The sequence below is a fragment of the Luteimonas sp. YGD11-2 genome (assembly GCF_004118975.1).
Classification (GTDB): Bacteria; Pseudomonadota; Gammaproteobacteria; order Xanthomonadales; family Xanthomonadaceae; genus Luteimonas; species Luteimonas muca.
This window is the reverse complement of record NZ_CP035376.1, coordinates 2,382,155-2,407,837: the sequence shown is the minus strand read 5'-3', so window position 1 is coordinate 2,407,837 and position 25,683 is coordinate 2,382,155. Positions and strand designations below refer to the sequence as shown.

Annotated in this window: 24 protein-coding genes and 1 pseudogene; 16 read left to right on the top strand and 9 right to left on the bottom strand. The window is 70.5% G+C overall.

Going from position 1 to position 25,683, the window contains the following annotated elements; translation table 11 throughout:
- Positions 1-14: 14 nt before the first annotated feature.
- The 4 genes from ERL55_RS11070 to ERL55_RS11055 form a co-directional block, all read right to left on the bottom strand.
- Complete coding sequence (locus ERL55_RS11070) at positions 15-509, bottom strand: methylated-DNA--[protein]-cysteine S-methyltransferase (RefSeq protein WP_129136472.1); 495 nt, start codon at positions 507-509, stop codon at positions 15-17.
- A complete protein-coding gene (locus ERL55_RS11065; RefSeq protein WP_129136471.1) occupies positions 506-2,062 on the bottom strand; it encodes an AlkA N-terminal domain-containing protein in 1,557 nt (518 codons plus the stop codon). Before ERL55_RS11065 ends, ERL55_RS11070 begins: the two co-directional genes overlap by 4 nt.
- 169 nt (positions 2,063-2,231) lie before the next feature.
- Positions 2,232-3,473: an ectonucleotide pyrophosphatase/phosphodiesterase gene (locus ERL55_RS11060; RefSeq protein ID WP_129136470.1), complete on the bottom strand. Its 1,242-nt coding sequence runs from the start codon at positions 3,471-3,473 to the stop codon at positions 2,232-2,234.
- Positions 3,470-4,300 carry a ThuA domain-containing protein gene (locus ERL55_RS11055; protein WP_241685753.1) on the bottom strand — a complete coding sequence of 277 codons (831 nt, stop codon included), beginning with the start codon at positions 4,298-4,300 and terminating at the stop codon, positions 3,470-3,472. Before ERL55_RS11055 ends, ERL55_RS11060 begins: the two co-directional genes overlap by 4 nt.
- Before the next feature lie 94 nt (positions 4,301-4,394).
- On the opposite strand from ERL55_RS11055, the gene ERL55_RS11050 reads away from it, so the two are divergent.
- From ERL55_RS11050 to ERL55_RS11015, 8 genes and pseudogenes are all read left to right on the top strand, one after another.
- Positions 4,395-4,694, top strand: coding sequence for a hypothetical protein (locus ERL55_RS11050; protein WP_129136469.1), 300 nt, complete (start codon positions 4,395-4,397; stop codon positions 4,692-4,694).
- A gap of 109 nt (positions 4,695-4,803) precedes the next feature.
- A complete protein-coding gene (gene hutU, locus ERL55_RS11045) occupies positions 4,804-6,483 on the top strand; it encodes a urocanate hydratase (protein ID WP_129136468.1) in 1,680 nt (559 codons plus the stop codon).
- Between the two features lie 124 nt (positions 6,484-6,607).
- Positions 6,608-7,063 carry a peptide-methionine (R)-S-oxide reductase MsrB gene (gene msrB / locus ERL55_RS11040; protein WP_129136467.1) on the top strand — a complete coding sequence of 152 codons (456 nt, stop codon included), beginning with the start codon at positions 6,608-6,610 and terminating at the stop codon, positions 7,061-7,063.
- A gap of 118 nt (positions 7,064-7,181) precedes the next feature.
- Positions 7,182-7,937, top strand: a pseudogene (locus ERL55_RS11035) (hypothetical protein); the annotation flags it as partial.
- 341 nt (positions 7,938-8,278) lie between these two features.
- Positions 8,279-8,788: an MgtC/SapB family protein gene (locus ERL55_RS11030; RefSeq protein ID WP_129136466.1), complete on the top strand. Its 510-nt coding sequence runs from the start codon at positions 8,279-8,281 to the stop codon at positions 8,786-8,788.
- A gap of 79 nt (positions 8,789-8,867) precedes the next feature.
- On the top strand, positions 8,868-9,107 hold the full coding sequence (locus tag ERL55_RS11025; RefSeq protein ID WP_129136465.1) for a hypothetical protein: 240 nt from the start codon (positions 8,868-8,870) through the stop codon (positions 9,105-9,107).
- Between the two features lie 24 nt (positions 9,108-9,131).
- Entirely contained in the window at positions 9,132-9,536 is a 405-nt protein-coding gene (locus tag ERL55_RS11020) for an MAPEG family protein (protein ID WP_129136464.1), read from the top strand.
- Positions 9,537-9,709: 173 nt separating this feature from the next.
- On the top strand, positions 9,710-10,843 hold the full coding sequence (locus ERL55_RS11015; protein ID WP_129136463.1) for a hypothetical protein: 1,134 nt from the start codon (positions 9,710-9,712) through the stop codon (positions 10,841-10,843).
- A gap of 40 nt (positions 10,844-10,883) precedes the next feature.
- On the opposite strand, the gene ERL55_RS11010 is transcribed toward ERL55_RS11015, so the two are convergent.
- A complete protein-coding gene (locus ERL55_RS11010; RefSeq protein WP_129136462.1) occupies positions 10,884-12,716 on the bottom strand; it encodes an ABC transporter ATP-binding protein in 1,833 nt (610 codons plus the stop codon).
- Between the two features lie 161 nt (positions 12,717-12,877).
- On the bottom strand, positions 12,878-13,426 hold the full coding sequence (locus tag ERL55_RS11005) for an isochorismatase family cysteine hydrolase (protein WP_129136461.1): 549 nt from the start codon (positions 13,424-13,426) through the stop codon (positions 12,878-12,880).
- Between the two features lie 140 nt (positions 13,427-13,566).
- On the opposite strand from ERL55_RS11005, the gene ERL55_RS11000 reads away from it, so the two are divergent.
- The 6 genes from ERL55_RS11000 (at position 13,567) to ERL55_RS10975 (ending at position 22,264) form a co-directional block, all read left to right on the top strand.
- Positions 13,567-15,528: a S9 family peptidase gene (locus ERL55_RS11000; RefSeq protein WP_129137321.1), complete on the top strand. Its 1,962-nt coding sequence runs from the start codon at positions 13,567-13,569 to the stop codon at positions 15,526-15,528.
- Positions 15,529-15,652: 124 nt separating this feature from the next.
- Entirely contained in the window at positions 15,653-17,740 is a 2,088-nt protein-coding gene (locus ERL55_RS10995) for a S9 family peptidase (protein ID WP_129136460.1), read from the top strand.
- A gap of 112 nt (positions 17,741-17,852) precedes the next feature.
- Positions 17,853-19,103 carry a DUF819 family protein gene (locus ERL55_RS10990; protein WP_129136459.1) on the top strand — a complete coding sequence of 417 codons (1,251 nt, stop codon included), beginning with the start codon at positions 17,853-17,855 and terminating at the stop codon, positions 19,101-19,103.
- A gap of 206 nt (positions 19,104-19,309) precedes the next feature.
- Positions 19,310-20,998, top strand: coding sequence for a carbon starvation protein A (locus ERL55_RS10985; RefSeq protein ID WP_129136458.1), 1,689 nt, complete (start codon positions 19,310-19,312; stop codon positions 20,996-20,998).
- Positions 20,961-21,272, top strand: coding sequence for a cory-CC-star protein (locus ERL55_RS10980; protein ID WP_206733311.1), 312 nt, complete (start codon positions 20,961-20,963; stop codon positions 21,270-21,272). Before ERL55_RS10985 ends, ERL55_RS10980 begins: the two co-directional genes overlap by 38 nt.
- The gene (locus ERL55_RS10975) at positions 21,263-22,264 is read left to right on the top strand and encodes an ArsA family ATPase (RefSeq protein WP_129136457.1); all 1,002 of its coding nucleotides are present in this window, start codon (positions 21,263-21,265) and stop codon (positions 22,262-22,264) included. The genes ERL55_RS10980 and ERL55_RS10975 overlap by 10 nt, the downstream gene beginning before the upstream one ends.
- Here the strand turns inward: ERL55_RS10975 and ERL55_RS10970 are convergent, their stop codons facing one another.
- Both ERL55_RS10970 and ERL55_RS10965 read right to left on the bottom strand, forming a co-directional pair.
- Complete coding sequence (locus ERL55_RS10970) at positions 22,265-23,446, bottom strand: DUF4105 domain-containing protein (protein ID WP_129137319.1); 1,182 nt, start codon at positions 23,444-23,446, stop codon at positions 22,265-22,267.
- Positions 23,447-23,516: 70 nt separating this feature from the next.
- On the bottom strand, positions 23,517-24,395 hold the full coding sequence (locus tag ERL55_RS10965; RefSeq protein WP_129136456.1) for a transporter associated domain-containing protein: 879 nt from the start codon (positions 24,393-24,395) through the stop codon (positions 23,517-23,519).
- Positions 24,396-24,652: 257 nt separating this feature from the next.
- Here ERL55_RS10965 and ERL55_RS15075 point away from each other — a divergent pair, with 257 nt between their 5' ends.
- Together ERL55_RS15075 and ERL55_RS15070 are read left to right on the top strand one after the other, a co-directional pair.
- The gene (locus tag ERL55_RS15075; RefSeq protein ID WP_206733310.1) at positions 24,653-24,832 is read left to right on the top strand and encodes a hypothetical protein; all 180 of its coding nucleotides are present in this window, start codon (positions 24,653-24,655) and stop codon (positions 24,830-24,832) included.
- Between the two features lie 87 nt (positions 24,833-24,919).
- Positions 24,920-25,159, top strand: coding sequence for a hypothetical protein (locus ERL55_RS15070; protein WP_206733309.1), 240 nt, complete (start codon positions 24,920-24,922; stop codon positions 25,157-25,159).
- Positions 25,160-25,168: 9 nt separating this feature from the next.
- On the opposite strand, the gene ybeY is transcribed toward ERL55_RS15070, so the two are convergent.
- Positions 25,169-25,654 (bottom strand): rRNA maturation RNase YbeY, encoded by a 486-nt coding sequence (gene ybeY / locus ERL55_RS10955; RefSeq protein ID WP_129136455.1) that lies wholly within the window; start codon positions 25,652-25,654, stop codon positions 25,169-25,171.
- Between the last annotated feature and the right edge of the window lie 29 nt (positions 25,655-25,683).

Genomic DNA, 25,683 nt, shown 5'->3' with positions numbered 1-25,683 from the left:
CGACGTGGCCTGCGTTACAGCAGGGCCTGCGGCAGCGCACCTTCCAGCGCCAGCAGATAGCGCTTCGTCGGCAGGCCGCCGCCGAAGCCGGTGAGGCCGCCGCTGGCGCCGATCACGCGATGGCAGGGCAGCACGATCGGCAGCGGGTTGCGGCCATTGGCCGCGCCCACCGCGCGTGCGGCGCCGCGGCGGCCCAGCCGCATCGCCAGCTGCGCGTAGCTCTCGGTGCTGCCGTAGGGAATGGCCGCCAGCGCCTGCCACACCGCGCGCTGGAACTCGGTGCCGCGCGGTGCCAGCGGCAGATCGAACTCGCGACGCTCGCCGCCGAAGTAGGCCGCGAGCTGGCGATGGGCCTCCTCGATCAGCGGATGCCCGCCGCGGGTCCAGTCATCGCCGATGCGCACCGGGTGGCGGTTTTCAGGGAACGCGATCGCATGCAGGCCGGCGTCGGAGGCGGCGACCAGCAGCGGGCCGACCGGGCTGTCGACATGGGTGTAGTGGATGCTCATGCGGCACTCCTGCGGCGCACGCCGCGGGGAATCGGATGGGAGGCGGATGCAGCTGGCGCCGTGACGGCCCCTGACGGCATGGCCATCGCGTCACGCCACAGCTGGATGACCGCGTAGCCGCGCCATGGTCGCCAGGCTTCGGCGCGCATGCGCAATGCGCGCTCGGACAGGCGGCTGCCGTCATCCGGCACCGCGCGCTGCAGCACCAGGTCCCCGGCCGGGAAGGCATCCGGGTGCCCGAGTGCGCGCAGCGCGATGTACTGCGCCGTCCACGGCCCGATGCCGGGCAGCGCGGTCCAGCCGGCGACGAAGTCCTCGAGCGTGCCGTCGACGCGGAAGCCGACGCGCCCATCCGCCACTGCGCCGGCGATCGCGCGTACCGCGGCGGCGCGCGTGGCCGGCAGGCCCAGGCGATCGAGGTCGGCATCGGCCAGCGTCGCGGGATCCGGAAACAGCTGCGCGTAACCCGCGGCGGCAAGCGCGTCCGGCACGCGTCTGCCGTGGCGCGCGGCCAGGCGCGTGGTGACCGTGCGTGCCGCGGCCACGCTGACCTGCTGCCCGACCACCGCGCGCACGGCGATCTCGAACCCGTCCCAGCCACTGGGGATGCGCAGTCCGGGGCGTGCGGCGAGCAACGGCGCCAGCCGTGCATCGCGCGCCAGCACCGCTGCAATCGCCTGCGGGTCCGCGTCCAGATCGAACATGCGCCGCACCCGCTGCACGATTGCAAGCAGGCTGCCGGCCGGCGCGCCCTGCAGCTCCAGCCGCAGCGCATGCACCGGCGCATGTGCCGGCGACGGCCAATGGCCCACGCGCAACCAGCCGACCGTGTCGCCGGCATCGAACACCCGGGCATAGCCGTGCGCGTCGACCTGTTCGATGCCGGGCAGTGCACGGCCGCGGAAGAAGTCCAGCATCGCATCGAAGTCGTACGGCGGCCGGTAACCCAGCCGCAGCACCAGCGGGCCGTCGCCGACCTCGGCGACCTGGCGGCGCAGATCGCGCGGCGCCAGGGCGTAGGCCTCGCGGAAGGCCGCGTTGAAACGACGCAGGCTGCCGAAGCCGGACTCCAGCGCAACCGTGGTGACCGGCAACGAGGTCTCGGTGAGCAGCTGTTTGGCGAACAGCAGCCGTCGGGTGGTGTGGACCGCGATCGGCGCCGCGCCGATACGCTCCACGAACAATCGCCGCAGCTGGCGCTCGCCCAGCTGCACGCGTGCGGCAAGCGTCGCCAGCGGTGCGTCGGCCAGCGCGCCGTCCTCGATCAGCTGCAGCGCACGCGCAAGGGTATCGTCGCCGCGGCGCCAGGAGCCTTCGCCGGGTGCGAGCTCCGGCCGGCAGCGCAGGCAGGGCCGGAAGCCCGCGGCTTCGGCGGCGGCCGCGCTCGGGTAGTAGTCGACGTTCTCGCGTTTGGGCGCCGGTGCCGGGCAGACCGGGCGGCAGTAGATGCCCGTGCTGCGCACCGCGGTGAAGAACAGCCCGTCGAAGCGCGCGTCGCGGCTGAGCCGCGCACGCTCGCAGAGATCCGGGGCCAGGGCGGGCGTGTTCGTCATGGATGCAGGCTAGCACCGCGCCCGGGGTGCGACTGGCCGTTTCCGGACATGGATGCCGGCGCTGTTGCGGTGTCGCGTCGCGCCATCTGCCGGGGGGAACGCGGACCGGATGACTGTCGGCACATCGCCGTCGCGGGAGGTGGCTCGGCCGCGCGCCGCGGGTGTCACGCTACCTGTCGTCGCGCAGCGCCGGCAGCAGGGTGCGCGCATCGCCATCGTGCTCCGCAGGCTCGACGCCCAGCAGCCGCGCAAGCAACGGATAGACGTCGACATTGTCGAAGCCGGGCAACTCGGTACCGCTGCGGAACGCCGGCCCGTGCGCGATGAAGACCGCGCGCATTTCCGGCGCTGCCGGGTCGTACCCGTGCGAGCCGCGGGTGCGGTCGGGGCGCCGGGCGAGATTCGCACGTGGCACCGCGTCCCAGCCGACGTGCATCTGGCAGACGATCGGCGGCACCCGCGGGTGTTGGCCGTACTGCCAGCGGGCGGGAAGGGCCTCGCGTCGCCAGCAGTCGTAGCGTTCGTGCGCACCCAGCAGTGCGGCGGCAGCGGCGGCCTCGCGCCCGGGGCGCGGCCGGAAGCCCACCACCTGGCCGGTGCTGACCACCTGCGCATCGGCCGGGTCCACCATGTCCTCCACCGCCACCACCTGGCCGGGTGGAACCGGCGCCATGCCGTGGTCGGAGACGATGACCAGGTTCACGCGGTCGCGGAGTCCGCGCGACGCGATCGCCGAGAGCAGGTCGCCGATCGCCGCATCCACGTCGCGCAGCGCGGCATGCAGCTGCGGCGAAGCCGGCCCGTAGCCATGGCCGGCGTGGTCGGGATGCTCGAAGTACAGCGTCGCCAGCTGTGGCCGCGTCGCTGCGGGCTCCGACAGCCAGCCGAGCACGCGGTCGATGCGGACCTCGAGCGCAAGCCCGTCCTCGTAGGGATACCAGCGGGTGGGGCGCACGCCCTGCACCGGCGCCTCGCTGCCCGGCCAGAACATCGTCGCGGTCGGCAGGCCGGCGCGTTCGGCGGTCACCCACAGCGGCTCGCCGCCCCACCAGCGGCCATCGCCCACGGCGTCGCGGTCCTTGAGCGCGAATGCGCCGAGGTCCTCGTCGTACATCGAGTTGTGGACCATGCCGTGGCGGTCCGGGCGCAGGCCGGTGACCAGCGTGTAGTGGTTCGGGAAGGTCAGCGCCGGATACGACGGCTGCATCCAGGCGGCGCGCACGCCCTCGCGGGCGAGGCGGTCGAGGTGCGGGGTATCGCCACGGCCGAGCATGTCGGGATGCACGCCATCCAGCGACACCAGCAACAGGGTCGGCGCATCGCCGCCAGGGGTGGCGGAGGACAGGGTCGCGGAACAGGCGCACAGCAGGCAGGCCGCGATGGCGGCCAGCAGGAAACGGCAGGACATCATCGCGCCATGTTAGCCGGGTCGGATGACACTTCGTCGCAACGCGCGCGCATACCGAGCGCGTAGTGCAGGCCGCCGCGCAGCAGCGCGCGGAACACCGGATCGGCGTAGATGCGCGGGTCATGGCCGAGCCCGGTGTACCAGGCGCGGCCGCCGAGGCGCTGGTGGCACCAGGCGATCGGGTGGTCATCGCCCATGCCGCCGGTGTCCTCGCGATCGTGCAGGGCCGCGATCACGGTGACCTGCGGCCGGGGGTTGTCGCGGAAGTCGTACAGCTCGTCGGTGACGCGCCACGGGCCCAGCATGGCCTCGGTGTCCGGCGCCTCGAAGCGCACCCGCGCGCGCTGCAGTCCGGGCGGATGGCTCTCGAACCACGCGCCCACCAGTTCACCGTAGAACGGCCAGTCGTAGGCGGTGTCGGCGGCGGAATGCAGGCCGATGAAGCCGCCGCCGTTGCGCACCCACTGCTCGAATGCGGCGCGCTGCTCACCGTCGAGCAGTGGTCCGGTGGTGTTGGCGAATACCACCACGCGGTACCTGGCCAGCGTGGCCGGACTGAAGCTGGCTGGATCCTCGCTGTGGTCGATGGTGATTCCGTCGGCCGCGGCGAGCGCGCGCAGTGTCTCGACCGCGTCGGGAATGGAGGCGTGGCGATAACCCTCGCTGCGGGTGAACACCAGCATCGCCGCCGGCGCCGATACCCCCTCCTGCGGCGGACCTGCGGCTGCGCCTGCAGCGGGCCCGGCATGGGCGGCAAGCGCGATCAACGCGACCGCCAGGCGCTGCGCGAACGGATGACGCGCGAACCGGGTCGCAACACGGGTGCACACAGCTAACGCCTCCTGAATCCCGCACTGCGGTTTCATGCGCGTGCATGCGCGCGCGCGTATCGTCTGAGGCTACACATATCCTCCGAGGTGATCCATGAAGCGATTGATGCTTGCCACCGCCCTCCTGGGCCTGGCGTTCGGCGTCTCCGCGCAGCAGGCGGAGCCCGAGGAAGACGTCCGCCTGACCCGTGCCGAGCGCGCGGCCGCCAATGAACGCTACTGCATCCGCGAGACCGGCTCGCGCATCACCGCCTCGCGCGAGGCCCGCAGCCGCAGCGAGCGCGACGCCTGCATCAACGCGGGTGGCCGCGTGTACACGCGCGAGGACATCGAGCGTTCGGGCGGTGTGGACGTCAAGGACGCCCTGCGCCGGCTGGATCCTTCGATTCGCTGATCCGGTCCATGTGGTACCCGACGCCCGGCCCTGTGCCGGGCGTCGTCGTTCCGGCCGGCGCACGGGCATGGTGGATAATCGCCGGCCACCGTGACACCGCAGGGCCACCATGACCGCAGCCGCTTCCCGACACGACCCCTCCCGCCAGATCCGCGCGCCACGCGGCACCGGCCTGAGCTGCCGCTCGTGGCTGACCGAGGCGGCATTCCGGATGCTGCAGAACAACCTCGACCCCGAGGTCGCCGAGCGTCCGGAGGATCTGGTGGTCTATGGCGGCATCGGCCGCGCGGCGCGTGACTGGGCCTGCTTCGACGCCATCCTCGATACGCTGAAAACCCTCGGTGACGACGAGACCCTGCTGGTGCAGTCCGGCAAGCCGGTGGGCGTGTTCCGCACGCATGCCGATGCGCCGCGGGTGCTGATCGCCAACTCCAACCTGGTGCCGGCATGGGCCAACTGGGAGCACTTCAACGAGCTCGACCGCAAGGGCCTGATGATGTACGGGCAGATGACCGCCGGCTCGTGGATCTACATCGGCTCGCAGGGCATCGTGCAGGGCACCTACGAGACCTTCGTGGAGATGGGCCGCCAGCATTACGGCGGCGACCTCACCGGCCGCTGGATCCTCACCGCGGGCCTGGGCGGCATGGGCGGCGCGCAGCCGCTGGCGGCGTCGCTGGCCGGTGCGTCGAGCCTGACCATCGAATGCCAGCAGTCGCGCATCGATTTCCGTCTCAAGACCCGCTATGTCGACGAGCAGGCCGATGACCTCGACGACGCGCTGGCCCGCATCGCGAAATACACCGCCGCCGGCGAGGCGAAATCGATCGCGCTCCTCGGCAATGCCGCCGAGGTGCTGCCGGAACTGGTGAAGCGCGGCGTGCGCCCGGACGCGGTCACCGACCAGACCAGCGCGCACGACCCCGTGCACGGCTACCTGCCGGTCGGCTGGACGGTCGACGAGTGGCTGGCCGAACAGACCGCCGACCCCGAGCGCGTGCGCGACGCGGCGAAGAAGTCGATGCGCGTGCATGTCGAGGCGATGCTGGCCTTCCACGCCCGGGGCATCCCGACCGTCGACTACGGCAACAACATCCGCCAGATGGCGCAGGACGAAGGCTGCGCCAACGCGTTCGATTTCCCCGGCTTCGTGCCCGCCTATGTCCGGCCGCTGTTCTGCCGCGGTATCGGCCCGTTCCGCTGGGTGGCGCTCTCCGGCGATCCCGAGGACATCGCGAAGACCGATGCGAAGGTCAAGGAACTCATCCCCGACGACCCGCACCTGCACCGCTGGCTGGACATGGCCGCCGAGCGCATCGCCTTCCAGGGTTTGCCGGCGCGCATCTGCTGGGTCGGCCTGGGGCTGCGCCACCGGCTGGGCCTGGCGTTCAACGAGATGGTGCGCAATGGCGAGCTCAAGGCGCCGATCGTCATCGGCCGCGACCATCTCGATTCCGGCTCGGTCGCCTCGCCCAATCGCGAGACCGAGGCGATGGCCGACGGCTCTGACGCCGTCAGCGACTGGCCGCTCCTGAACGCGATGCTCAATGTCGCCGGCGGCGCCACCTGGGTGAGCCTGCATCACGGCGGTGGCGTCGGCATGGGCTATTCGCAGCACTCGGGCGTGGTGATCGTCTGTGACGGCAGCGAGGCCGCCGACCGCCGCATCGAACGCGTGCTGTGGAACGACCCCGGCACCGGGGTGATGCGCCACGCCGATGCCGGATATGACATCGCGCAACAGTGCGCGCGCGAGCAGGGGCTCGACCTGCCGATGCTGGACCGCTGATCCACGGCGCCTGCGGCGCGCCGTCGTCGCATCAGGCGATTCGCTGCGCGGTGCGCGCCAAGGTTGCGGATCCTCGGCGGCGCCGCCATGTAGTCAGCAGCCACTTTCCCTGCCGGATGCCGCCATGAGCCAGTTCGACCTGACCCCGCCCACCGCCGCACAGCGCGACACCCTGGTTGCCGGGTTGTCGCCCGACGAGCGCCGCGTGCTGCTGCAGCACGGCACCGAAGCGCCGTTCTGCGGGGTGTTCCTCGACAACAAGCGCGACGGCGTCTACTGCTGCCGGCTGTGCGGCCTGCCGCTGTTCCGCTCCAGCACCAAGTTCGATTCCGGCACCGGCTGGCCGAGTTTCTTCGCGCCGTACGACGAGGCGCATATCCGCCGCGTCCGTGACACCAGCCACGGGATGATCCGCGTCGAGGTGGTGTGCGCGCGCTGCGAGAGCCACCTGGGTCACGTGTTCCCCGACGGCCCGCCGCCGACCCATGAACGCCACTGCCTCAACTCTTTGTCGCTGTCGTTTGCGGGCAACCACGAGGCGCTGCCCGATCCGCTCGGCCGTGGCGAGACCGCCGCGTAGCACGGGACGCATTCAGCGACGGCGACTGAACGCGGCGCAAGCCGCGGCGCCCGTGCACACGATGGTTTCACCGCGGCGCGCGCAGGGTGGACGCACATTCCCCCTGCAGGAGCACGCCATGAATTCGAAGCACGACGACAGCCTCGAGCACGCCGGCCGCGACGCCAATCGCGATCCGATCACCGGTGCCCCCGGTTCACACCCGGTCGGCGTCGGCGTCGGCGGTGCCGCCGGTGGCATGGCCGCGGGCGCGGCCGCAGGAACCGTGCTCGGGCCGATCGGCACCCTGATCGGTGCCGCGGTGGGCGTGGTGGCCGGCGCCGCAGTGGGCAAGCGTGTGGCCGAGCGCATCGACCCGACCGGCGAGGAGGCCTACTGGCGCGAAGCGCACAAGGACCGCCCCTACGTGAAGTCGGACTACGACTACGACCGCGATTACTCCACCGCCTACGGCTTCGGCCTGCAGGCGCGCGAGGCGGACCTCGACCGCGGCTGGGACGAATCCGAAGCCAGCCTGCGCTCGGAGTGGGACAAGGCGCGTGGCGAGTCGCGCCTGCCATGGGAAGACGCCCAGCCGGCAGTGCGTGATGCCTGGGACCGTGCCGATCGCACCCACCAGACCTATCGCAGCAGTGATTCCTACTTCTCCGAAAGCTTCGACAAGGCCGATTACCGCGACCAGGACAGCGGTTTCGAGGACTACCAGCCCGCATACCGCTACGGCGTGCAGGCCCGCACCATGTACGCCGATCGCGACTGGGACGAGAGCCTGGAGTCGGAGCTGTCGCGCGACTGGGGCAGCCGCCGCGGCAATTCCAAGCTGGACTGGGACCGCGCGAAGGCCGCCGTGCGCGATGCGTTCACCTCGCACGACCGCTACAGCAGCGGCAGCTACTCCGGCAGCGGTGGGGCGTATTCGGGCAGCACCGGCTCGGGCCACGTCGATCCGAATGCGGGGGTCGGCACCGGCACCGGTGGCAGCGACAAGGGTCGGTTCACGGTCGGCTGACCGACACCGGCGAGTTGGCTGGACGATGCCCGCCGCGAGGCGGGCATCTTTCTTTCCGCCCACAGCGCGGGGCCTATTCATCACCCGCCGGCCACCGTGCCGGCGCTAGCGTGCGGGCATCGGAGGATTGTCCCCATGCCACGACCCGTGACGGCACCCGTCCGCACCGCTGAATTCCGTACGCCGACCCTGCCGGAACCTGCGCGATGAGCGTGCTCGGCGAGATCGGCCATGCCCTGGCCGACGAGTTCGCGGTGCCCGATGCCGGCGACATGACGGTGATGATCGCGCGGGTACTGATGGCTGCGATCCTCGGCGGCATCATCGGCTGGGAGCGCGAGCAGAAGGGCCGCGCGGCCGGCCTCAAGACCCACATCCTGGTCTCGATCGGCTCGGCGCTGTTCGTGCTGGCGCCGCTCATGCACGGCGTATCCGCCGACGAGGTCACCCGCGTGATGCAGGGAATCGTGTCCGGCATCGGCTTCCTCGGCGCGGGCGCGATCCTCAAGCTCGACCGCGGCGAACGCATCGAGGGCCTGACCACCGCCGCCGGCATCTGGATGACCGCCGCGATCGGCATGGCGGCGGGCATGGGCCAGGAGTGGGTCGCCATCATCACCACGATCGTGGCCTTCATCGTGGTCGGGCTGTTGCCGAGGCTGTCCGGTCAGGACCGTGGCGAGCCGCACTCCTCGATCAGCGGGCACGACCAGTAGTGCACCTGCCCCGCGGTTCACGCAGGCAATGCACCACGGACCACAGACTGCGCGCATTCACATCCGCAAGGGGGCATCGATGAGCGCAGGACAGGGTTCAACCGGCAACGTCATTGCCGCGATCTGCAGTTTCTTCATTCCCGGGCTCGGGCAGCTGGTACAGGGTCGCATCATGTCGGCGATCCTGTGGTTCGTCGCCGCGTGCATCGCGTTCGTGATCACCTGGGTGCTGACGCTGTCGTTCCTGCCATTCGGCTGGTTCGTGGTCGCCGTGTTCTCCTGCATCAACGCGGCGATGTACCGGCGCCCGCTCGCCTGACCGCAACCGCGCGAGGGGCCTCGAATGGAATTCGCCACGCTTCCGCTGGAAATCCGCATGCTGGCCTGGGCGGTGCTGCTCGGCCTGGGCCAGCTGTTCCTCGCCGCGGCGGTGATGACACGCCAGCGCGGGATGCGCTGGAATGCCGGCCCGCGCGACGGTGAACCGCCACCGTTGAGCGGCGTCGGGGCACGGCTGGACCGCGCCTGGCGCAACTACCTCGAGACCTTCGGATTCTTCGCCGCGGCGGTGCTGGCGGTGGTGGCCACCGGCCGCGGTGATGCCGGCACCGCGCTTGGCGCACAGCTCTACTTCTGGGCGCGCGTCGCCTACGTGCCGTTGTACGCGGCGGGTATTCCATACCTGCGCTCGCTGGTATGGGCGGTGTCGGTGGCAGGCATCCTGATGGTGTTGCGCGGGCTGTTCTGAGCGGCGCGGCGGATGCCGGTCGCGCCCAGCTGCGCACCGGTCGCCGTGCGGATGGCGTCATCACCGGCCGGCACGGTTCACCCGCGGTTCCATCGCGCAACGCCGGCGGCCCTAGACTGGTGCGCATTGCCGCCATCCGTGCGTGCCCCCACCCGATCGGAGCCCTGCCCAGCATGCGTGTCGTCCCCCGATGGGTCGGTGCCGGCCTTGCCATCGTCGCCCTCGCCCTGGTCCTCGCGGCCTGCCTGCGTTCCGAACCGGACGCCCCGGCGCCCCTGCTGGAAACCGTGCCGGTGGCCAGCCCCGAAGACGGCGGTGCGTTCAGCGTGGCGCCGGTCGAGGAGGACGGTGCGCCGCAGGCGGACACGCCCCCCGCACCGGAGACGGCGCCCGCCGTCGACTGGAGCGAGGTGCCGCTCGAGGCGGGCACCGCTTCGATCAGCTGCGAACTCGACTATCTGGCCCGCGGCGACGGCGAGCCGCTTGCCGACCTGTCGCGCGAGAGCATCGGGCAGGCACTGGAAGCCTGCGAGGAACGTGGCGTCATGCGCGTGCGCTACGACGGCCGCATCGCCCCCGACTTCACCGCGCTGGTCGAGCGCGTGGCCGCAGTGGCCGACGAGCGCGGCGTCGGCAAGCGCGTGCTCGACATCAATTCGATCGGCGGCCAGGTCGAGGAGGCGATCCGCGCAGGCGACCTCATCGCCGAATCGCGCTGGACCATCTGGGTGCGCGAAGGCTCGTCCTGCCACAGCGCCTGCGTGTTCGTGCTGGCCGGGGGCGATACCCGGCTGATCACCGGCCGTGTGGGCATCCACCGCATCATCCGCATGAGCTCGACCGCGACCACGCGGGTCGAGCTCAATGCCGAGCTGCGCGCGGTGTACGACCGCGTGCGCAGCTATCTGGAACGCAATGGCGCCGCGGTCGCGGTCGCCGACGCGATGATGGCGGTGCCCAACCGCAGCCTGCGCCTGCTCACCGGCGACGAACTGCGGCTGTTCGGGCTGGACGGGGTGAACCCCGCGCAGGACGACCTCGACCGCCTGCGACTGATGCGCAAGTGCGGCGAGGACTTCGTGACCCGCCGCGATTCCTTTACCCGCGCCTTCGACCTGCAATGCAAGTCGCCGATCACCGACCTCGATGCGCTCAACGCCTGCGGCCTCGACCTGCGCCAGCGCTTCGGCTTCCCCGACGAGACCTGCCCCGCGGAAAGCCCGTTGTCGGAGTTCGACGTCGGCACCGGGCTGGTGCTGGCGCCGCCGACGCGCAGTGACACGGTCGGGCAGGGCAGCGAAGGCTGAAGATGCGCGACCGGTCGCCATCGCCGCCTGCTGGCCGGTGCTACTCGCCCGGGTCGATGAATCCACCCGACTGGCGCGCCCACAGCTGCGCATAGATCCCGCCGGCGGCAATCAGCTCGGCGTGGGTGCCCTGTTCCACGATCGCGCCGCGGTCCATCACGATCAGCCGGTCCATCGCCGCGATCGTCGACAGCCGGTGGGCGATGGCGATGACGGTCTTGCCTTCCATCAGCCGGTAGAGGTTGCCCTGGATCGCGGCTTCCACCTCCGAGTCCAGCGCCGAGGTGGCCTCGTCCAGCACCAGGATCGGCGCGTCCTTGAGCAGCACGCGGGCAATGGCAACGCGCTGGCGCTGGCCGCCCGACAGCTTGACCCCGCGCTCGCCGACGTGGGCGTCGTAGCCCTGGCGGCCGGCGGAATCCGAGAGCCCGAGGATGAAGTCGTGGGCCTCGGCCTGGCGCGCGGCCTCGACCATCTCCGCCTCGCTGGCGTCGGGACGCCCATAGAGGATGTTGTCGCGCACCGAACGGTGCAGCAGCGAGGTGTCCTGGGTGACCACGCCGATGCGCGCGCGCAGGGAATCCTGCTGCACGCTGGCGATGTCGACGTCGTCGACCAGGATCCGCCCGGATTCGACGTCGTGGAAGCGCAGCAGCAGGTTGACCAGCGTCGACTTGCCGGCACCCGAGCGGCCGATCACGCCGATGCGCTCACCGGCGCGGATGTGCAGGTCGAGGTGCTCGATCACCCCCGAACCCTTGCCGTAGTGGAAGCCGACGCCCTTGAAGCGGATGTCGCCGCGCACCGCCGGCAATTCCGGCGCGCCCGGCGCGTCGTCCACGGTCGGCGGCAGCGAGATCGAGTTGATGCCGTCGCGCACGGTGCCGATGTTCTCGAACAGCGCCGACAGCTCCCACATGATCCACTGGCTCATGCCGACCAGCCGCAGCGCCAGGGCGATGCCGACCGCCACCGCGCCGGCGCCGATCACGCCACCCAGCCACAGCCACAGGCCGATGCCGGCCACCGCGAACACCAGCGCCATGTTGAGCGCGTAGTTGCCGGCGCCCACGCCGGTGGCCAGGCGCATCTGCCGGTACACGGTGCCGAGGAAGCCATCCATCGCCTCGCGCGCGTAGGCCTGTTCGCGCCGCGAGTGCGAGAACAGCTTCACGGTGGCGATGTTGGTGTAACTGTCGACGATGCGCCCGGTCATGTCCGACCGCGCATCGGCCTGCTCGCGCGAGACCCGTTCCATGCGCGGCACGAAATACACCATCAGCAGTGCGTAACCGACCACCCAGCCGGCGAACGGCAGCATCAGCCGCCAGTCCGCCGCGGCTGCGGCCAGCATTGCGCCGACCACGTACACGCTCACGTACACGCCGACGTCGAGCAGCTTGATCACCGTCTCGCGCACCGCCAGCGAAGTCTGCATCAGCTTGGTGGCGATGCGCCCGGCGAACTCGTCCTGGAAGTAGCCCATCGACTGCCGCAGCAGGTAGCGGTGCACGTTCCAGCGGATGCGCATCGGGAAGTTGCCCAGCAGCACCTGCATCTGCACCGCGTTGTCGAGCAGCACCAGCAGTGGCAGCGCAACCACCACCAGCAGCGCCATCCACATCAGGCGCGAGCCCTCGGCGGCGAGGAAAGTCTCGGGCGTATGCTCGCCGAGGCGGTCGACCAGCGCACCCAGGTAGACGTAGAGGCCGAGCTCGGCCACCGCGATCAGCGCACCGGTCATGCCCATCAGCGCAAGCCACTTGCCACTGCCGCGCGTGTAGTGCATGCAGAACGCGACCAGCCCGCGCGGCGGTTGCGCGGGCGGCATCGGCGGGAACGGGTCGAGGCGTTTTTCGAACCAGCGCAGCATGGGTCATCCCGGGGTGCGCGGCGCCGGTCGGGTGCCGCGGAAAGACAGGGTGGAGGCGCACGTGCGCCGGTCTCCGGCGGGCACCGTCACCGGGGACGGTGCGATACGCGCGCCGGGCATTGTGCCGCACGGCCGCGATTCCGATCGCGTGCGCGGCGCGCTCAGGGTGCGATGCTGCGCGACCCGCGGGTGTCGGCCCGGCAGTTGTCGCGCAGCACGGCCAGCGCACGGTCGCGACGGGCCGGGGTGATCGACGCCACGCAGTCGCGCGGCACGGCGAGGGCGTAATCGCGCATGTGCGCATCCAGCGCGGTGGCCAGCACGCAGGCATCGGTGGCCACGCCGGTGATCACCAGCCGCTCGACATCCAGGCTTGCAAGCAGCGCATCGAGCGGACTGGCATGGAAGGCCGAATGCTTCGGCTTCAGCACGAAATAGTCGCCCGGCACCGGCGCCAGCCGGCGGGCGATCTCCGCGCCCTGCATGCCGTCCTGTGAACACACCGCGCAGATCTCGCGGAAGTCCGCCTTCCAGTCCATGAAGTTGTCGTTGACCATCACCACCGGCCAGCCGGCGGCGTGGAAGCGCCCGCGCAGCCATGCGATCCGCTTCGATGCCGGCTCGGCGGCGCCGGCCAGTGCCTTGCCGCCGTCGAAATCGAAGCGGTTGATCATGTCGATGACGAGCAGCGCGGCAGGGATGCGTGACATGGCGCGCAGTCTGGCGACCGCCACGGCGTGCCTGCGTGAAACGCGGTGGCCGGTGCGCGGGCGAGCCGGTAGAGTGCGCGCCGGGGCAGGGAGCCGCACGACCACACGGACCGGAATCCAGGGGGAAATCGATGAATGCAATGAAGTGGCTGGCCGCGATCGGCCTGGCCGTGGCGTGCTGCATGCCCGCCCAGAACGCGCGGGCGCAGGTTGACCTGGCGCCGTTCGTGGCCGAGGACAAGGTTGCCGACCTCAAGGTGTCGCCCACCGGCGAGTACTACGCGGTCAAGGTGCCGATGGAAGGCCAGCACGGCCTGGTGATCCTGCGTGGGGCCGATCGCGCGGTCACCGCGACCTTCCGCTTCACCCGCGGCACCGACATCCACGACTTCTGGTGGGTCAACCCGGAGCGCGTGCTGATCGCGGTGGCGGAGACCTTCGGCAGCCGCGACGACCCGCTGCCGACCGGCGAGCTGTACGGCATGAATGCCGACGGTTCGCGACGTGACCTGCTGGTGGGCTTCCGCGTCCGCGAGTCGACCACCGGCACGCGGTTGTCGTCGGGCAAGCGCGAGGAGCGCGTGGCCGCGCGCCTGATCGACACCCTGCCCGAGGACGACCGCCATGTGCTGATCCGCGTGACGCCGCTGGTGGGTGACCCGATCAGCCGCGTCGAGCGCATGGACGTGAACTCCGGCCGCCGCACCCGGGTGACGGCGGCGCCGGTCGCCATGGCGGAGTACGTCACCGACACCACCGGCACCGTCCGCTTCGCCTACGGCGCCAACACCGACAACGTCTCGCGCACCTACCTGCGCGCGGGCGACGGGGCCGAATGGGAACTCATCAACGACGAGCGCACCAGCGGCGGGATCGTCGTGCCGCTCGGCTTCTCGGCCGACAACGCCACCGCCTACCTCCGGGTGGAGCACCGCGCGGGCCCGGACAGCATCGTCGCCTACGACATCGCCAGCGGCGAGCGCCGCGAACTGCTGCGCGACGGGGTGGTCGATCCGGTGCCGGTCTACGACGACAGCGGCCGGGTGCCGGTGGGTGCGCGCTTCCATGGCGCCACCACGCGCACGGTGTTCTTCGACGAGACCTCGCCGCAGGCACGGCTGCACCACGCGCTGGAAGGCGTGTTCGAAGGGCAGGTGGTGACGGTGACCTCGGTCAGCGGCGACGGCTCACGGCGCCTGCTGCAGGTGCGCAGCGACGTCGACCCCGGCAGCTACTACGAGTTCGACAGCAGCCGCAACAATGCCGACTTCGCCTTCGCACGCAGCGAGGCGATCGACCCCGGGCGCATGGCCGGCGTGCGCGCAATCGAACTGCGCGCGCGCGATGGCCTGACCCTGCATGGCTTCCTCACCGTGCCGCGCGGGGTGCAGGCAAGCGCGTTGCCGATGGTGGTCATGCCGCACGGCGGCCCGTTCGGCGTCTTCGACATGTGGGGCTTCGACCGCGATGCGCAGGTGCTGGCCGCCGCCGGCTACGCGGTGCTGCAGGTGAACTTCCGCGGCTCCGGCAACTACGGGCGTGCATTCCGCGCCGCCGGTGCCCGCGGGTGGGGCGGGGTGATGCAGGACGACGTCACCGATGCCACCCGCTGGGCCATCGCCGAGGGCATCGCGGACCCGCAGCGCATCTGCGTCTATGGCGGTAGCTACGGCGCCTATGCCGCACTGATGGGCACCGTGCGCGAGCCCGATCTCTACCGCTGCGCGGTCGGCTACGTGGGCGTCTACGACCTGCCGCGACTGACCACCGAGAACCGCCGCCAGGGCCGCTGGGCGCGCACCTGGACCGGCGACTGGCTGGGCACCGACACCGGCGCGCTGGCGTCGGCGTCACCGAACCGGCTGGCGGAGCGGATCAGGGTGCCGGTGTTGCTTGCCGCCGGTGGCGAGGACCTGGTGGCACCGATCGAACACAGCCATCTGATGGAACGCGCGCTGCGCCGCGCCGGGGCACCGGTGGAGACCCTGTACTACCCCAACGAGGGCCACGGCTTCCACGACCCCGGGCACCGGCTGGAGTTCTACCGGCGCCTGCTGGGCTTCCTGCACACGCATATCGGCGGCCAGCCGGCCGCACCCTGACGAGGGTGGATCCGGAGCGCGATCGTGCGCTCCGCAGCGCTTGCAACAGGCCGGATGGCACCCCCGGCGGCCGCGCGGCATCGGCTAACATCGGCCGATGCCGTTCGCCGTGGAGAGTCGTCCGATGAGGTTCCGTACCGCCCTGCTGCCCCTGTGCCTTGCCGCGTTGCTGCCCGCCAGCCAGGCGTTCGCCGAACGCGGCCTGCAGCCGCAGGACCTGGTCTCGCTGACGCGGGTGTCGTCGCCGGTGCTGTCGCCGGATGGCGGCCGGCTGGTCTTCATCGAGCGCACCGTGGACCTGGAGGGTGACGGTTCGGGCACCGCGCTGTACCTGCGCGACCTGCGTACCCGCGATGCACGCCCGCCGCAGCGGATCAGCCCCGAGGGCTGGAGCGTCAGCGCGCCCACGTTCTCGCCGGACGGCGGCACGCTCTACTTCCTGAGCGGAAAGAATGGCAGCCAGCAGCTCTATGCGATGCCCGCCGGCGGTGGCGCGCCGCGCCAGCTGACCGCGTTCGCGCTCGACATCGGCAGCTACCGGCTCTCCCCCGACGGCAGCCGCATCGCCTTCAGCGCGTCGACCTTCGGTGACTGCGCGCAGGCCGCCGATGGCGACGTGTTCGCGTGCACGAAGGCGCGGCTGGACCAGCGTGCCGAGGGCAAGACCACCGGCGTCATCTACGACCAGCTGTTCGTGCGTCACTGGGACACCTGGGAGGACGGGCGCCGCAACCGCCTGTACGTGGCGGCGCTGCCGGCTGCAGGGGGCGAGCCGCTGCGCGTGGCCACCGCGGTGAGCCAGGCGCTGGAAGGCGACGTGCCATCCAGGCCCTTCGGTGGCAGCGACGACTACACCTGGGCGCCGGACGGGCGCAGCGTGGTGGCCAGCGTGCGCGTGGCCGGTGCCGGCGAGCCGTGGTCGACCAATTTCGATCTCTACCGCCTGGATGCCGCCGGCCGTGCCGCGCCGGTCAACCTCACCGCATCCAACCCGGCCTGGGATGCCGGGCCCGTGTTCAGTGCCGACGGCTCGACGCTGTACTACCGCGCGATGAAGCGCCCGGGCTTCGAGGCGGACCGCTACGCGTTGATGGCAATGGATGTCGGCAGCGGCCAGGCCCGCGAGATCGCCCCGGACTGGGACCGCTCGCCCAGCAGCATCGCGGTGGCCGGGGACGGCCGCAGCCTGTACGCCGCCGCCCAGGACACCGGCCAGTACCCGCTGTTCCGCGTGGACGTGGCCACCGGCGAGGTCACCCGCCTGGTCGACGGCGGCACCGTATCCGCGTTCGACATCGCTGGCGACACGCTGGCGTTCTCGCGCAACACCATGCGCAGCGGCGACGTCATCTACACCACGGATACCGGCGCGCAGCAGCTGCGCGCGATCACGCCGGACGCGTCCGAGCGCCTGCCCGACGTGCGCTTCGGCGACTACGAGCAGTTCAGCTTCCGCGGCTGGAACGGCAACACCGTGCACGGTTACGTGGTCAAGCCGTGGAATTACGAGGAAGGTCGGGAATACCCGGTCGCGTTCCTGATCCACGGCGGTCCGCAGGGCAGCTTCGGCGATGGCTGGAGCTACCGCTGGAACCCGCAGACCTATGCCGGGCAGGGCTGGGCGGTGGTGATGATCGATTTCCACGGGTCCACCGGCTACGGCCAGGACTTCACCGACGCGATCAGCCAGCACTGGGGCGACCGTCCGCTCGAAGACCTGCAGAAGGGCTGGGCCGCCGCGCTGCGCGACTACGACTTCCTCGATGGCGACCGTGCCTGCGCGCTCGGCGCCAGCTACGGCGGCTACATGGTCAACTGGATCGCCAGCCAGTGGAACGGCCCGTGGAAGTGCTTCGTCAACCACAACGGCGTGTTCGATACCCGCTCGATGGGGCTGGTGACCGAGGAACTGTGGTTCACCGAGTGGGAGCACGGCGGCACGGTGTACGACAACCCCGAGGCCTACGAGCGCTTCAACCCGGCGCGCCACGTCGGCGAGTGGCGGGTGCCGATGCTGGTGGTGGCCGGGCAGAACGACTTCCGGGTGCCGATCGACCAGAGCCTGTCGGCGTTCACCGCGTTGCAGCGCCAGGGCATCGAGTCGAAGCTGCTGTACTACCCCGACGAGAACCACTGGGTGCTCAAGCCGCACAACTCGGTGCAATGGCACGAGACCGTCAATGACTGGCTGCGCCGGCATTTCGACCGCTGATCGCGCTGCCCGCCGCGCGTTCGCCCACAGACCGCAATCCCTACCCCCGCCGCCGGCGCATGCCGGCGGCACGGGCTGACGGCGCAGTCCATTCCCACGAGACCCCGCACGCATGAATCCGACCGCAAGCGACGCCCTCATCACCAACGACATCGTCGTCTTCGGCCTGATCGCGGCCACCCTCGGCGCCATCTTCTGGCTGGCCAGCGGGCCGACCCCGTTCTGGAAGAAGTTCTTCGCCTGGGTGCCGGCGCTGCTGCTGTGCTATTTCGTGCCGGCGATCTACAACACCGTGGGGCTCATCGATGGCGAGAACAGCACGCTCTACAACCCGCTCGGCAGTCGCATCCTGCTGCCCGCCGCGCTGGTGCTGCTGACGCTGTCGATCGACCTCAAGGGCATCCTCAGGCTCGGGCCCAAGCTGCTGTTCGTGTTCTGCGCGGGAACGCTCGGCATCGTCCTCGGCGCGGTGGTGTCGTTCCAGCTGATGGAATGGATCTACCCGCCAGCCGTCGCCGGTGACACCTGGAAGGGCATGGCCGCGCTTGCGGGGAGCTGGATCGGCGGTGGTGCCAACATGGTGGCGATGCGCGAGGTCTACGGCGTCGACGCGACGCTGTTCGGCCAGTTCGCGGTGGTCGACGTGGCGATCGCCAGCGCGCTGATGGCCACCTGGCTGTTCATCGCGAACCGCGCCGCGCACATCGATGCCCGCAGCGGTGCCGACACCCGGGCGCTGGACGACATGAAGGCGCGGATGGCGGCGTTCGAGAAGGCCAACGCGCGCATCCCCACGCTGACCGACCTGATGGTCATCGTCGGCATCGCCTTCGGCCTGGTCGGGCTGGCCCATGCCGTCGCCGGCCCGCTTGCGACATGGTTCGCGGCCAACGTGGAGGCCGCGGCGCAGTTCAGCCTGGACTCGGCCTTCGTGTGGGTGGTGCTGCTGTCGACGCTTGGAGGGCTCATCCTCAGCTTCACCCGGGTGCGCAACCTCGAGAGCGCCGGTGCGTCCAAGGTCGGCACGGTGTTCCTGTACTTCCTGATCGCCTGCATCGGCATGCAGATGGACTTCACCCGCCTGTTCGAACGGCTGGAGCTCATCGCCATCGGCGCGATCTGGATGAGCGTGCACATCCTGATGATCCTGGGTGCGGCGCGGCTGGTCCGCGCGCCGATCTTCTACGCCGGCGTGGGTTCGATGGGCAACGTCGGCGCGGCGGCGTCGGCGCCGGTGATCGCGGCGGCGTTCCATCCCAACCTCGCACCGGTGGGCGTGCTGCTGGGCACGGTGGGCTATGCGACCGGCACGGTGCTTGCGTACTTCACCGGACAGATCCTGCGGCTGATGGCGGGGCAGTAGCGCGGGGACCGGCGCCGCTTGCCCGCGGCAGGTGACGGCCGGCGTCGGCGTCGTGGGCCGGGGCGAGTTGTGCCGGTATGCGGCCTTGCTGCCGCACGTACGACTTTAGTCGAAGGCGGGAGCATGGGCTGCTCCCAGGGGTTTCCTTCCCCGGGGTTCTCTTCCATTCTCCGCCTGTCGCCGCCATGGCGCAGAGGAGGTCTCCGGTGAATGCGATCGTCCTGCTGCTGATCGGACTCGGCGCCATGGCGCTGGGCTACGCGCTCTACTCGAAGTTCATTGCCGAGCGGATCTATCGCCTGCAGGCCGACTTCGTCACGCCCGCGCACAGCATGCGCGATGGTGTCGATTACGTTCCCACCAACAGGTTCGTGCTGTGGGGGCACCACTTCACCTCCGTCGCTGGCGCCGCGCCCATCGTCGGGCCGGCGATCGCGGTCATCTGGGGCTGGGGGCCTGCGTTCCTCTGGGTGGTGCTGGGCACGGTCTTCTTCGCCGGCGTCCACGATCTCGGTGCGCTGTGGGCCAGCGTGCGCAACCGCGGACAGTCGATGGGCATGCTCAGCGGCCGCTATATCGGCCGCCGCGGTCGCAACCTGTTCCTGGTGGTGATCTTCCTGCTGCTGCTGATGGTCAACGCCGCCTTCGCGGTGGTGATCGCCAACCTGCTCGTCTCCACGCCGACCGCGGTGATTCCGGTCTGGGGCGCGATCCTCGTCGCACTCGTGATCGGGCAGCTGATCTATCGCTGGAAGGTCGGCCTGCTGTGGCCCTCGATCGGCGGCGTGCTGGTGCTGTACGGGCTGATCCTGCTCGGCAGCCAGGTGCCGGTGGTGCTGCCGGAGACGGTGCTGGGGCTCGGCCAGCGTTCGTTCTGGATCGTGCTGCTGTTCGCCTACGCCGGTATCGCGTCGCTGCTGCCGGTGTGGGTGCTGCTGCAACCACGTGACTACATCAACGGCCTGCAGCTGTTCGTCGGGCTGGGCATCCTCTATCTGGCCGTGCTGATCTCCGCGCCCACCATCGTCGCGCCCGCCTTCAACGATGCGGTGCCCGCGGGCACCCCGAGCATCGTGCCGCTGCTCTTCGTGACCATCGCCTGCGGCGCCATTTCGGGCTTCCACGGCATGGTGGCGTCGGGCACCACGTCCAAACAGCTCGACAAGGAAACCGATGCACGCTTCGTCGGCTATTTCGGTGCGGTCGGCGAGGGCATGCTGTCGCTGGCGGCGATCATCTGCTGCACCGCCGGCTTCGCCACCCTGGTCGACTGGCAGGCCGTCTACAGCCAGTTCGGCGGCGGCAACGTCACCGCCTTCGTCAATGGTGGCGAGGAGCTCCTGACCCGCGGACTCGGCCTGCCGGAAAACCTCGGCTCGACCATGCTGGCGACGATGGCGATCCTGTTCGCCGCCACCACCATGGACACCGGGCTGCGCCTGCAGCGTTTCGTGGTGCAGGAAGCGGCGGAACTGGCGGGCTTCAAGGTCGGAACCGTGGTCGGCACGATCATCGCGCTGGCGGTGTGCATGGCGCTCGCCTTCGGCGCCGGCAGCGATGGCAGCGGCGGCATGGTGATCTGGCCGCTGTTCGGCACCACCAACCAGCTGCTTGCCGCGCTGACGCTGGCGGTCATCTCGGTGATCCTGATCCGCAAGGGCCGCAATCCGCTGTTCACCCTGGTGCCACTCGCCTTCCTGCTGCTGATGTCGGTGTACGCGCTGATCGTGCAGCTGCGGACCTTCTACAACGATGGCAACTGGCTGCTGCTGGGCATGGACATCGTGATCCTGGTGGCGGCGCTCTGGGTGGCATTCGAGGCGATCATCGCGATGCGTCGTGGCCGCGAGGACGGCGATGCGGGTGATGCCGCCGACGCGGGCGGCCGGCGCTGACGTGGCCGGAGGCGACACGCCATCCGTCATCGCGCGGCTCTCGGCGGCGCTGGGCGAGTTCTATGCGGTGCCGTACCGGCGTACCTTCGCGCGTGCCCGCCGCGACGAGGAGGACCTCTTCATGATGATGGTCTTCTCGGAAGCGCTGGGCGTACCGAATCCCGCCGCCTTTCACACCCTGGAGCTGATGCCGGCGGTCTACGAGCGCTTCCATGACTGGCATCGCCGGATGGGCATGGAGCGCTCGCCGCTGGACCACATCGGATGCTGCTGAGCCTCGCGGCGTCGAGGCGCGTGCTGTTCATCGGTGGCAAGGGTGGCGTCGGCAAGACCACGGTGGCCTCGGCCGTCGCCCTGGCGCAGGCGATGGCCGGTCGGCGGGTCCTGCTCGTGTCTACCGATCCCGCGCACAACCTTGGCCATCTCTGGCAGCGCCGGCTCGGTCCCGAGCCGCATACGCTGCGCGAGCGGCTGGATGCCATCGAGATCGACCCCGAGGCCACCGCGGCCGCACACGTGGCCGGCGTCGCCGCAGCGATGCGGCGCCTCATGCCCGAGCACCTGGCCGGCGAGGTCGACAGGCACCTGGCGCTGTCGCGCGACGCGCCGGGCATGCACGAGGCCGCACTGCTCGAGCGCATCGCCGGGCTGGTGCGCGACGGGTTGCGCGAGTACGAGCTGATCGTGTTCGACACCGCTCCCTCCGGGCATACCGCACGACTGATGGCATTGCCGGAGATGCTCTCGGCGTGGACCGACGGGCTGCTGCGTCGCCAGGAGCGCAGCGAGCGCTTCGGCATTGCCCTGCGCAACCTGGGCCGCGATGAAGGCGTGGGTGCGCGCGCGCTGGGCAGCACCCGCACGCCGGACACGCCGGCCGACCGGGACCAGGCGATCCGCGCGATCCTGCAGCGCCGCCGCGCGCTGTTCGAGGATCTCCGGCACACGCTGGCCGATGCGGCCACCACGGCGTTCGTGATCGTGCTGGCCGCGGAACGGCTACCGGTGCTGGAGACCATCGAGCTCCACGCGCAGCTGCGCCGCGCCGGCATCCACGTCGCCGCGCTGGTCGTCAACAAGCGCGCGCCGGCCGACAGCGGCGCCTTTCTCGAAGAACGGCGCAGGCAGGAGGAGACCCATATGGCGACGCTGCGTGCGGCGTTGCCGGACCTGCCCCGACTCGACGTGGCGCTGCGCGCGCGCGAGGTCGTGGGCGAAGAGGCGCTGGCGGAGCTCGCACGGGCGCTGGACTGCGCCCCGGGGTGATCAGGCCGGGGCCTGGCCGTCCTGCGGCCGGGCGACGCCGGGGCCGGGCGCGGAGGCCGGAAACGCCCACCACCACGCGACATGCAATGGCAGCAGCAGGGCGATCCAGTGCACGTTGCGCTGCGGCTGCACCGGCAGCCAGTGCAGGAACAGCGCGATCACCGCAAGCACCGCCATCACGGCCAGCAGCGGACGCATGAATCGTGACGGCGCGCGGCCGCGCAGCAACCGCCAGGCATCGGGCAGCAGCAGCATGCACAGCGGGTTGAACAGCAGCAGGTTCTGGTTCTGCCAGCCGAAGCGGTGCGCGGTGCCGAACCAGATGAAGGCCATCACCAGCCCGAGTACGGCGCACACGCCCCAGAACCCCAGCCCGACCGCTGCGGTCGTGCGCGGGCGCCGGCGTGCAAGCGCGGCGATCGCGATCGCGCCGGCGAGGCCGGCCAGCGCCCATGGCCACCACTCGCGCCGCGCTTCCAGCGGCTCGGGGGCGAGGCGGTGCGGCAGCAGTTCGGTCTCCTGCGCCACCAGCGGGCGGCCGTCGTCGCGGCGCAGGCCGCGCAGCGCGTCGGCCAGGCGCATCGGCACGAACGCGTCCTCCCACAGCGCGTTCGGGCGGTCGGCCAGCGGGCCCAGGCCGATATCGAAGCCCAGCCACATCCACGTCGCCGGGGACGCCAGCCGCACCGCGTCGTCGCGGTAGGTGTTGCCGCGCGAGCGCCCCTGCAGCTGACGCTGCAGCAGGCCCTCGAGCGCGCCATCGAGTGCATCACGCACGCGCGTCGAACAGTTGTCGGTGAAGTAGTCGTAGCGGTAGCGCGCGTTCTCCGGCAACGCGTTACCGGCAAGCCGCCTGGCAAGCGTCGCCGCTTCCGTCGGGTCGAGATCCAGCCACTGGACCGACACCCCGCGGCCGACCTCGCGGTAATAGGCGAGGTCCTCCGCCAGCGGCAGCGCGACCAGCATGTACTGCATGTCGCCGCGTACGAAATTGCCGACGAAGCCGGGTTCGGTGAGGTCGAAGTAGCCGAAGTTGTACGACACCGGCGCCGGCTGCGCGGGGTCGTCGACGACGATCGCGTTGTGGCCGAAGCGCTCGAAGAAGATCTCGCCGGGCTGCATCGTCACCACGCCGATGCGCGGCGCCGCATGCACGGTGCACGCGCATGCGGCAAGCAGCATCAGCACGCCCAGTCGCAGCAGTGACAGCAGGCGTCGCGGCGATGCCGGACCCGGTGCGACGTACACCGGCTCAGGCGTCCTGCAGCGGATCGGCGTGCACGCTCACGTGCAGCGCATGCAGGCGGCGCGAGTCTGCGCGCGCCACGCGGAAGCCGAAGCGGCCGAGGGTGAGTTCCTCGCCGGCCTCGGGCAGGTGGCCGATCGCGGCGGTGACCAGGCCGCCGATGGTGTCGTACTCGTCGTCGTCGAAATCGGCGCCGAAGCGTTCGTTGAAGTCGTCGATCGGGGTCAGCGCATTGACCAGGTACTGGCCGTCGGCCTGGGCTGCGATCAGCGCGCTGGCATCCTCGGCTTCGTCGTACTCGTCGTCGATCTCGCCGACGATCTCCTCGAGCACGTCCTCGATGGTGATCAGGCCGGCCACGCCGCCGTACTCGTCGATGACGATCGCCATGTGGTTGCGCGACTGCCGGAACTCGCGCAGCAGCACGTCCAGGCGCTTGGACTCGGGGATCAGCACCGCCGGGCGCAGCAGCTCGCGGATATTGACTTCAGGGCTGCTCGGGACCACGCCGCGCAGCAGGTCCTTGGCCAGCAGGATGCCGAGGATCTCGTCGCGGTCCTCGCCGTGCACCGGGAAACGCGAATGCCCGGAGTCCACGACCTCGCGCATGATGTCGGTGAAGTCGGTATCCAGCGCCAGCGCCACCATCTGCGAGCGCGGCACCATCACGTCGGCCACGCTCATGCCGGAGACGTTGATCGCGCCTTCCATCATGCGCAGCGTGTCGGATTCGATCAGGCCGTCGGCCTGGGCGTCGCGCAGGATCTCGACCAGGTCCTCGCGGGTGGTCGGCTCGCCGGAGATCGCGGAACTGATGCGGTCGAGCCAGCTGCGGCGTTTCTCGTGGAGCTCGCCGGCGGAGTTGCTACTGTCGTCTTCGGACATCTCGTGGGTGACATGGGCGCCCGGGGGGAGGGCGTCGAAGCGAAGTCTAGCGCGTCCGTCCGGCGCGGTGTCCAGCGGTGCCGGACGGCCGGCCCAGGCGCTCTCCAGCGGGCTGCCCGGAAGCCGAACCGGACCGCTGGGCCGCCGGCCTCTTCCGGCGGCGAGTCCCGACGCGTCATCGCGGCTTTTTCCGATGGGCCGCCCCCGGCGGGCCCGGGACACTGGCACTCCACCCCGGCTCAAGGACGAGCAAAGCCATGCCGCATCCCACATCCGCATCCTTCCGTCACGCCGCAGCCGCGGCCGCCCTTCTGGTGTCCGCGCTGCTGGCCTGCGCGGGCGGCGCCCAGGCCCGCAGCGACGGCCCGTATGTCGACGCCTCCGCCTACATCCGCAGCGACGAGCAGATCAACGCCTGGTATGCGATGACCCGGTAGCTGCGCCGGGACTTCGACGATATCTGCGGCGATACCTTCTGCGAGGGCGAATACACGAATATCCAAGCGCTGCGCTTCCAGTGCTCGGTGCACCGGGTCAGCGGCCGCCTCGGCATGTGCGTGTGGAGCTTTGCCGCCAGCGAGGAGATCGTGGACCCGGCGTCGGGGAAAGTCGCGGTGCTGCCGCGAACCTGGCAGTGCAGGACGCCGATCGAGGCGGGGACGACGCTGGACGGCCTGCTGGCATCGGTCCAGGGGCAGTCGCCGCTGTATGCGCCGCTGCCTGGCGGCGCCTCGGTGTTCGATGGCCTGGTGGACTGCCTCTGAGGCGCCCGCTCAGGACTCCATGCGGTACGGGTCGTCGACGCCGAGCCCGGCGAGGATCTCGCGTTCGAGCTGCTCCATCGCCTCGGCCTCGACATCGTTGTCGTGGTCCCAGCCCAGCAGGTGCAGGACGCCATGCACGGTCAGGTGCGCGTAGTGGGCGTTGAGCGGCTTGCCCTGTTGGCGGGCTTCATGCTCGACCACGGGCGCGCAGATGACCAGGTCGCCCAGCAGTGGCAGGCGCACGCCGGGAGGCAGTCCCTCGGGCAGGTCGGCAGGGAAGCTCAACACGTTGGTGGCGTAGTCCTTGCCGCGGTAATGGCGGTTCAGCGCCTGCCCTTCGGCCGTGTCGACCACACGGATGGCGAGATCCGCCTGGCGGATGCGGCCGTCCAGAGCAGCCTGCGCCCAGCGGCGGAAGCTCGCCGCGGCCGGCACGCCCTTGCGCGGCACCGCGTAGCCGACGGCGATATCGAGGCGGACAGGACCTTTTGTCATCGCCGGCAATTGTAGGCGCAAGCGCCCGC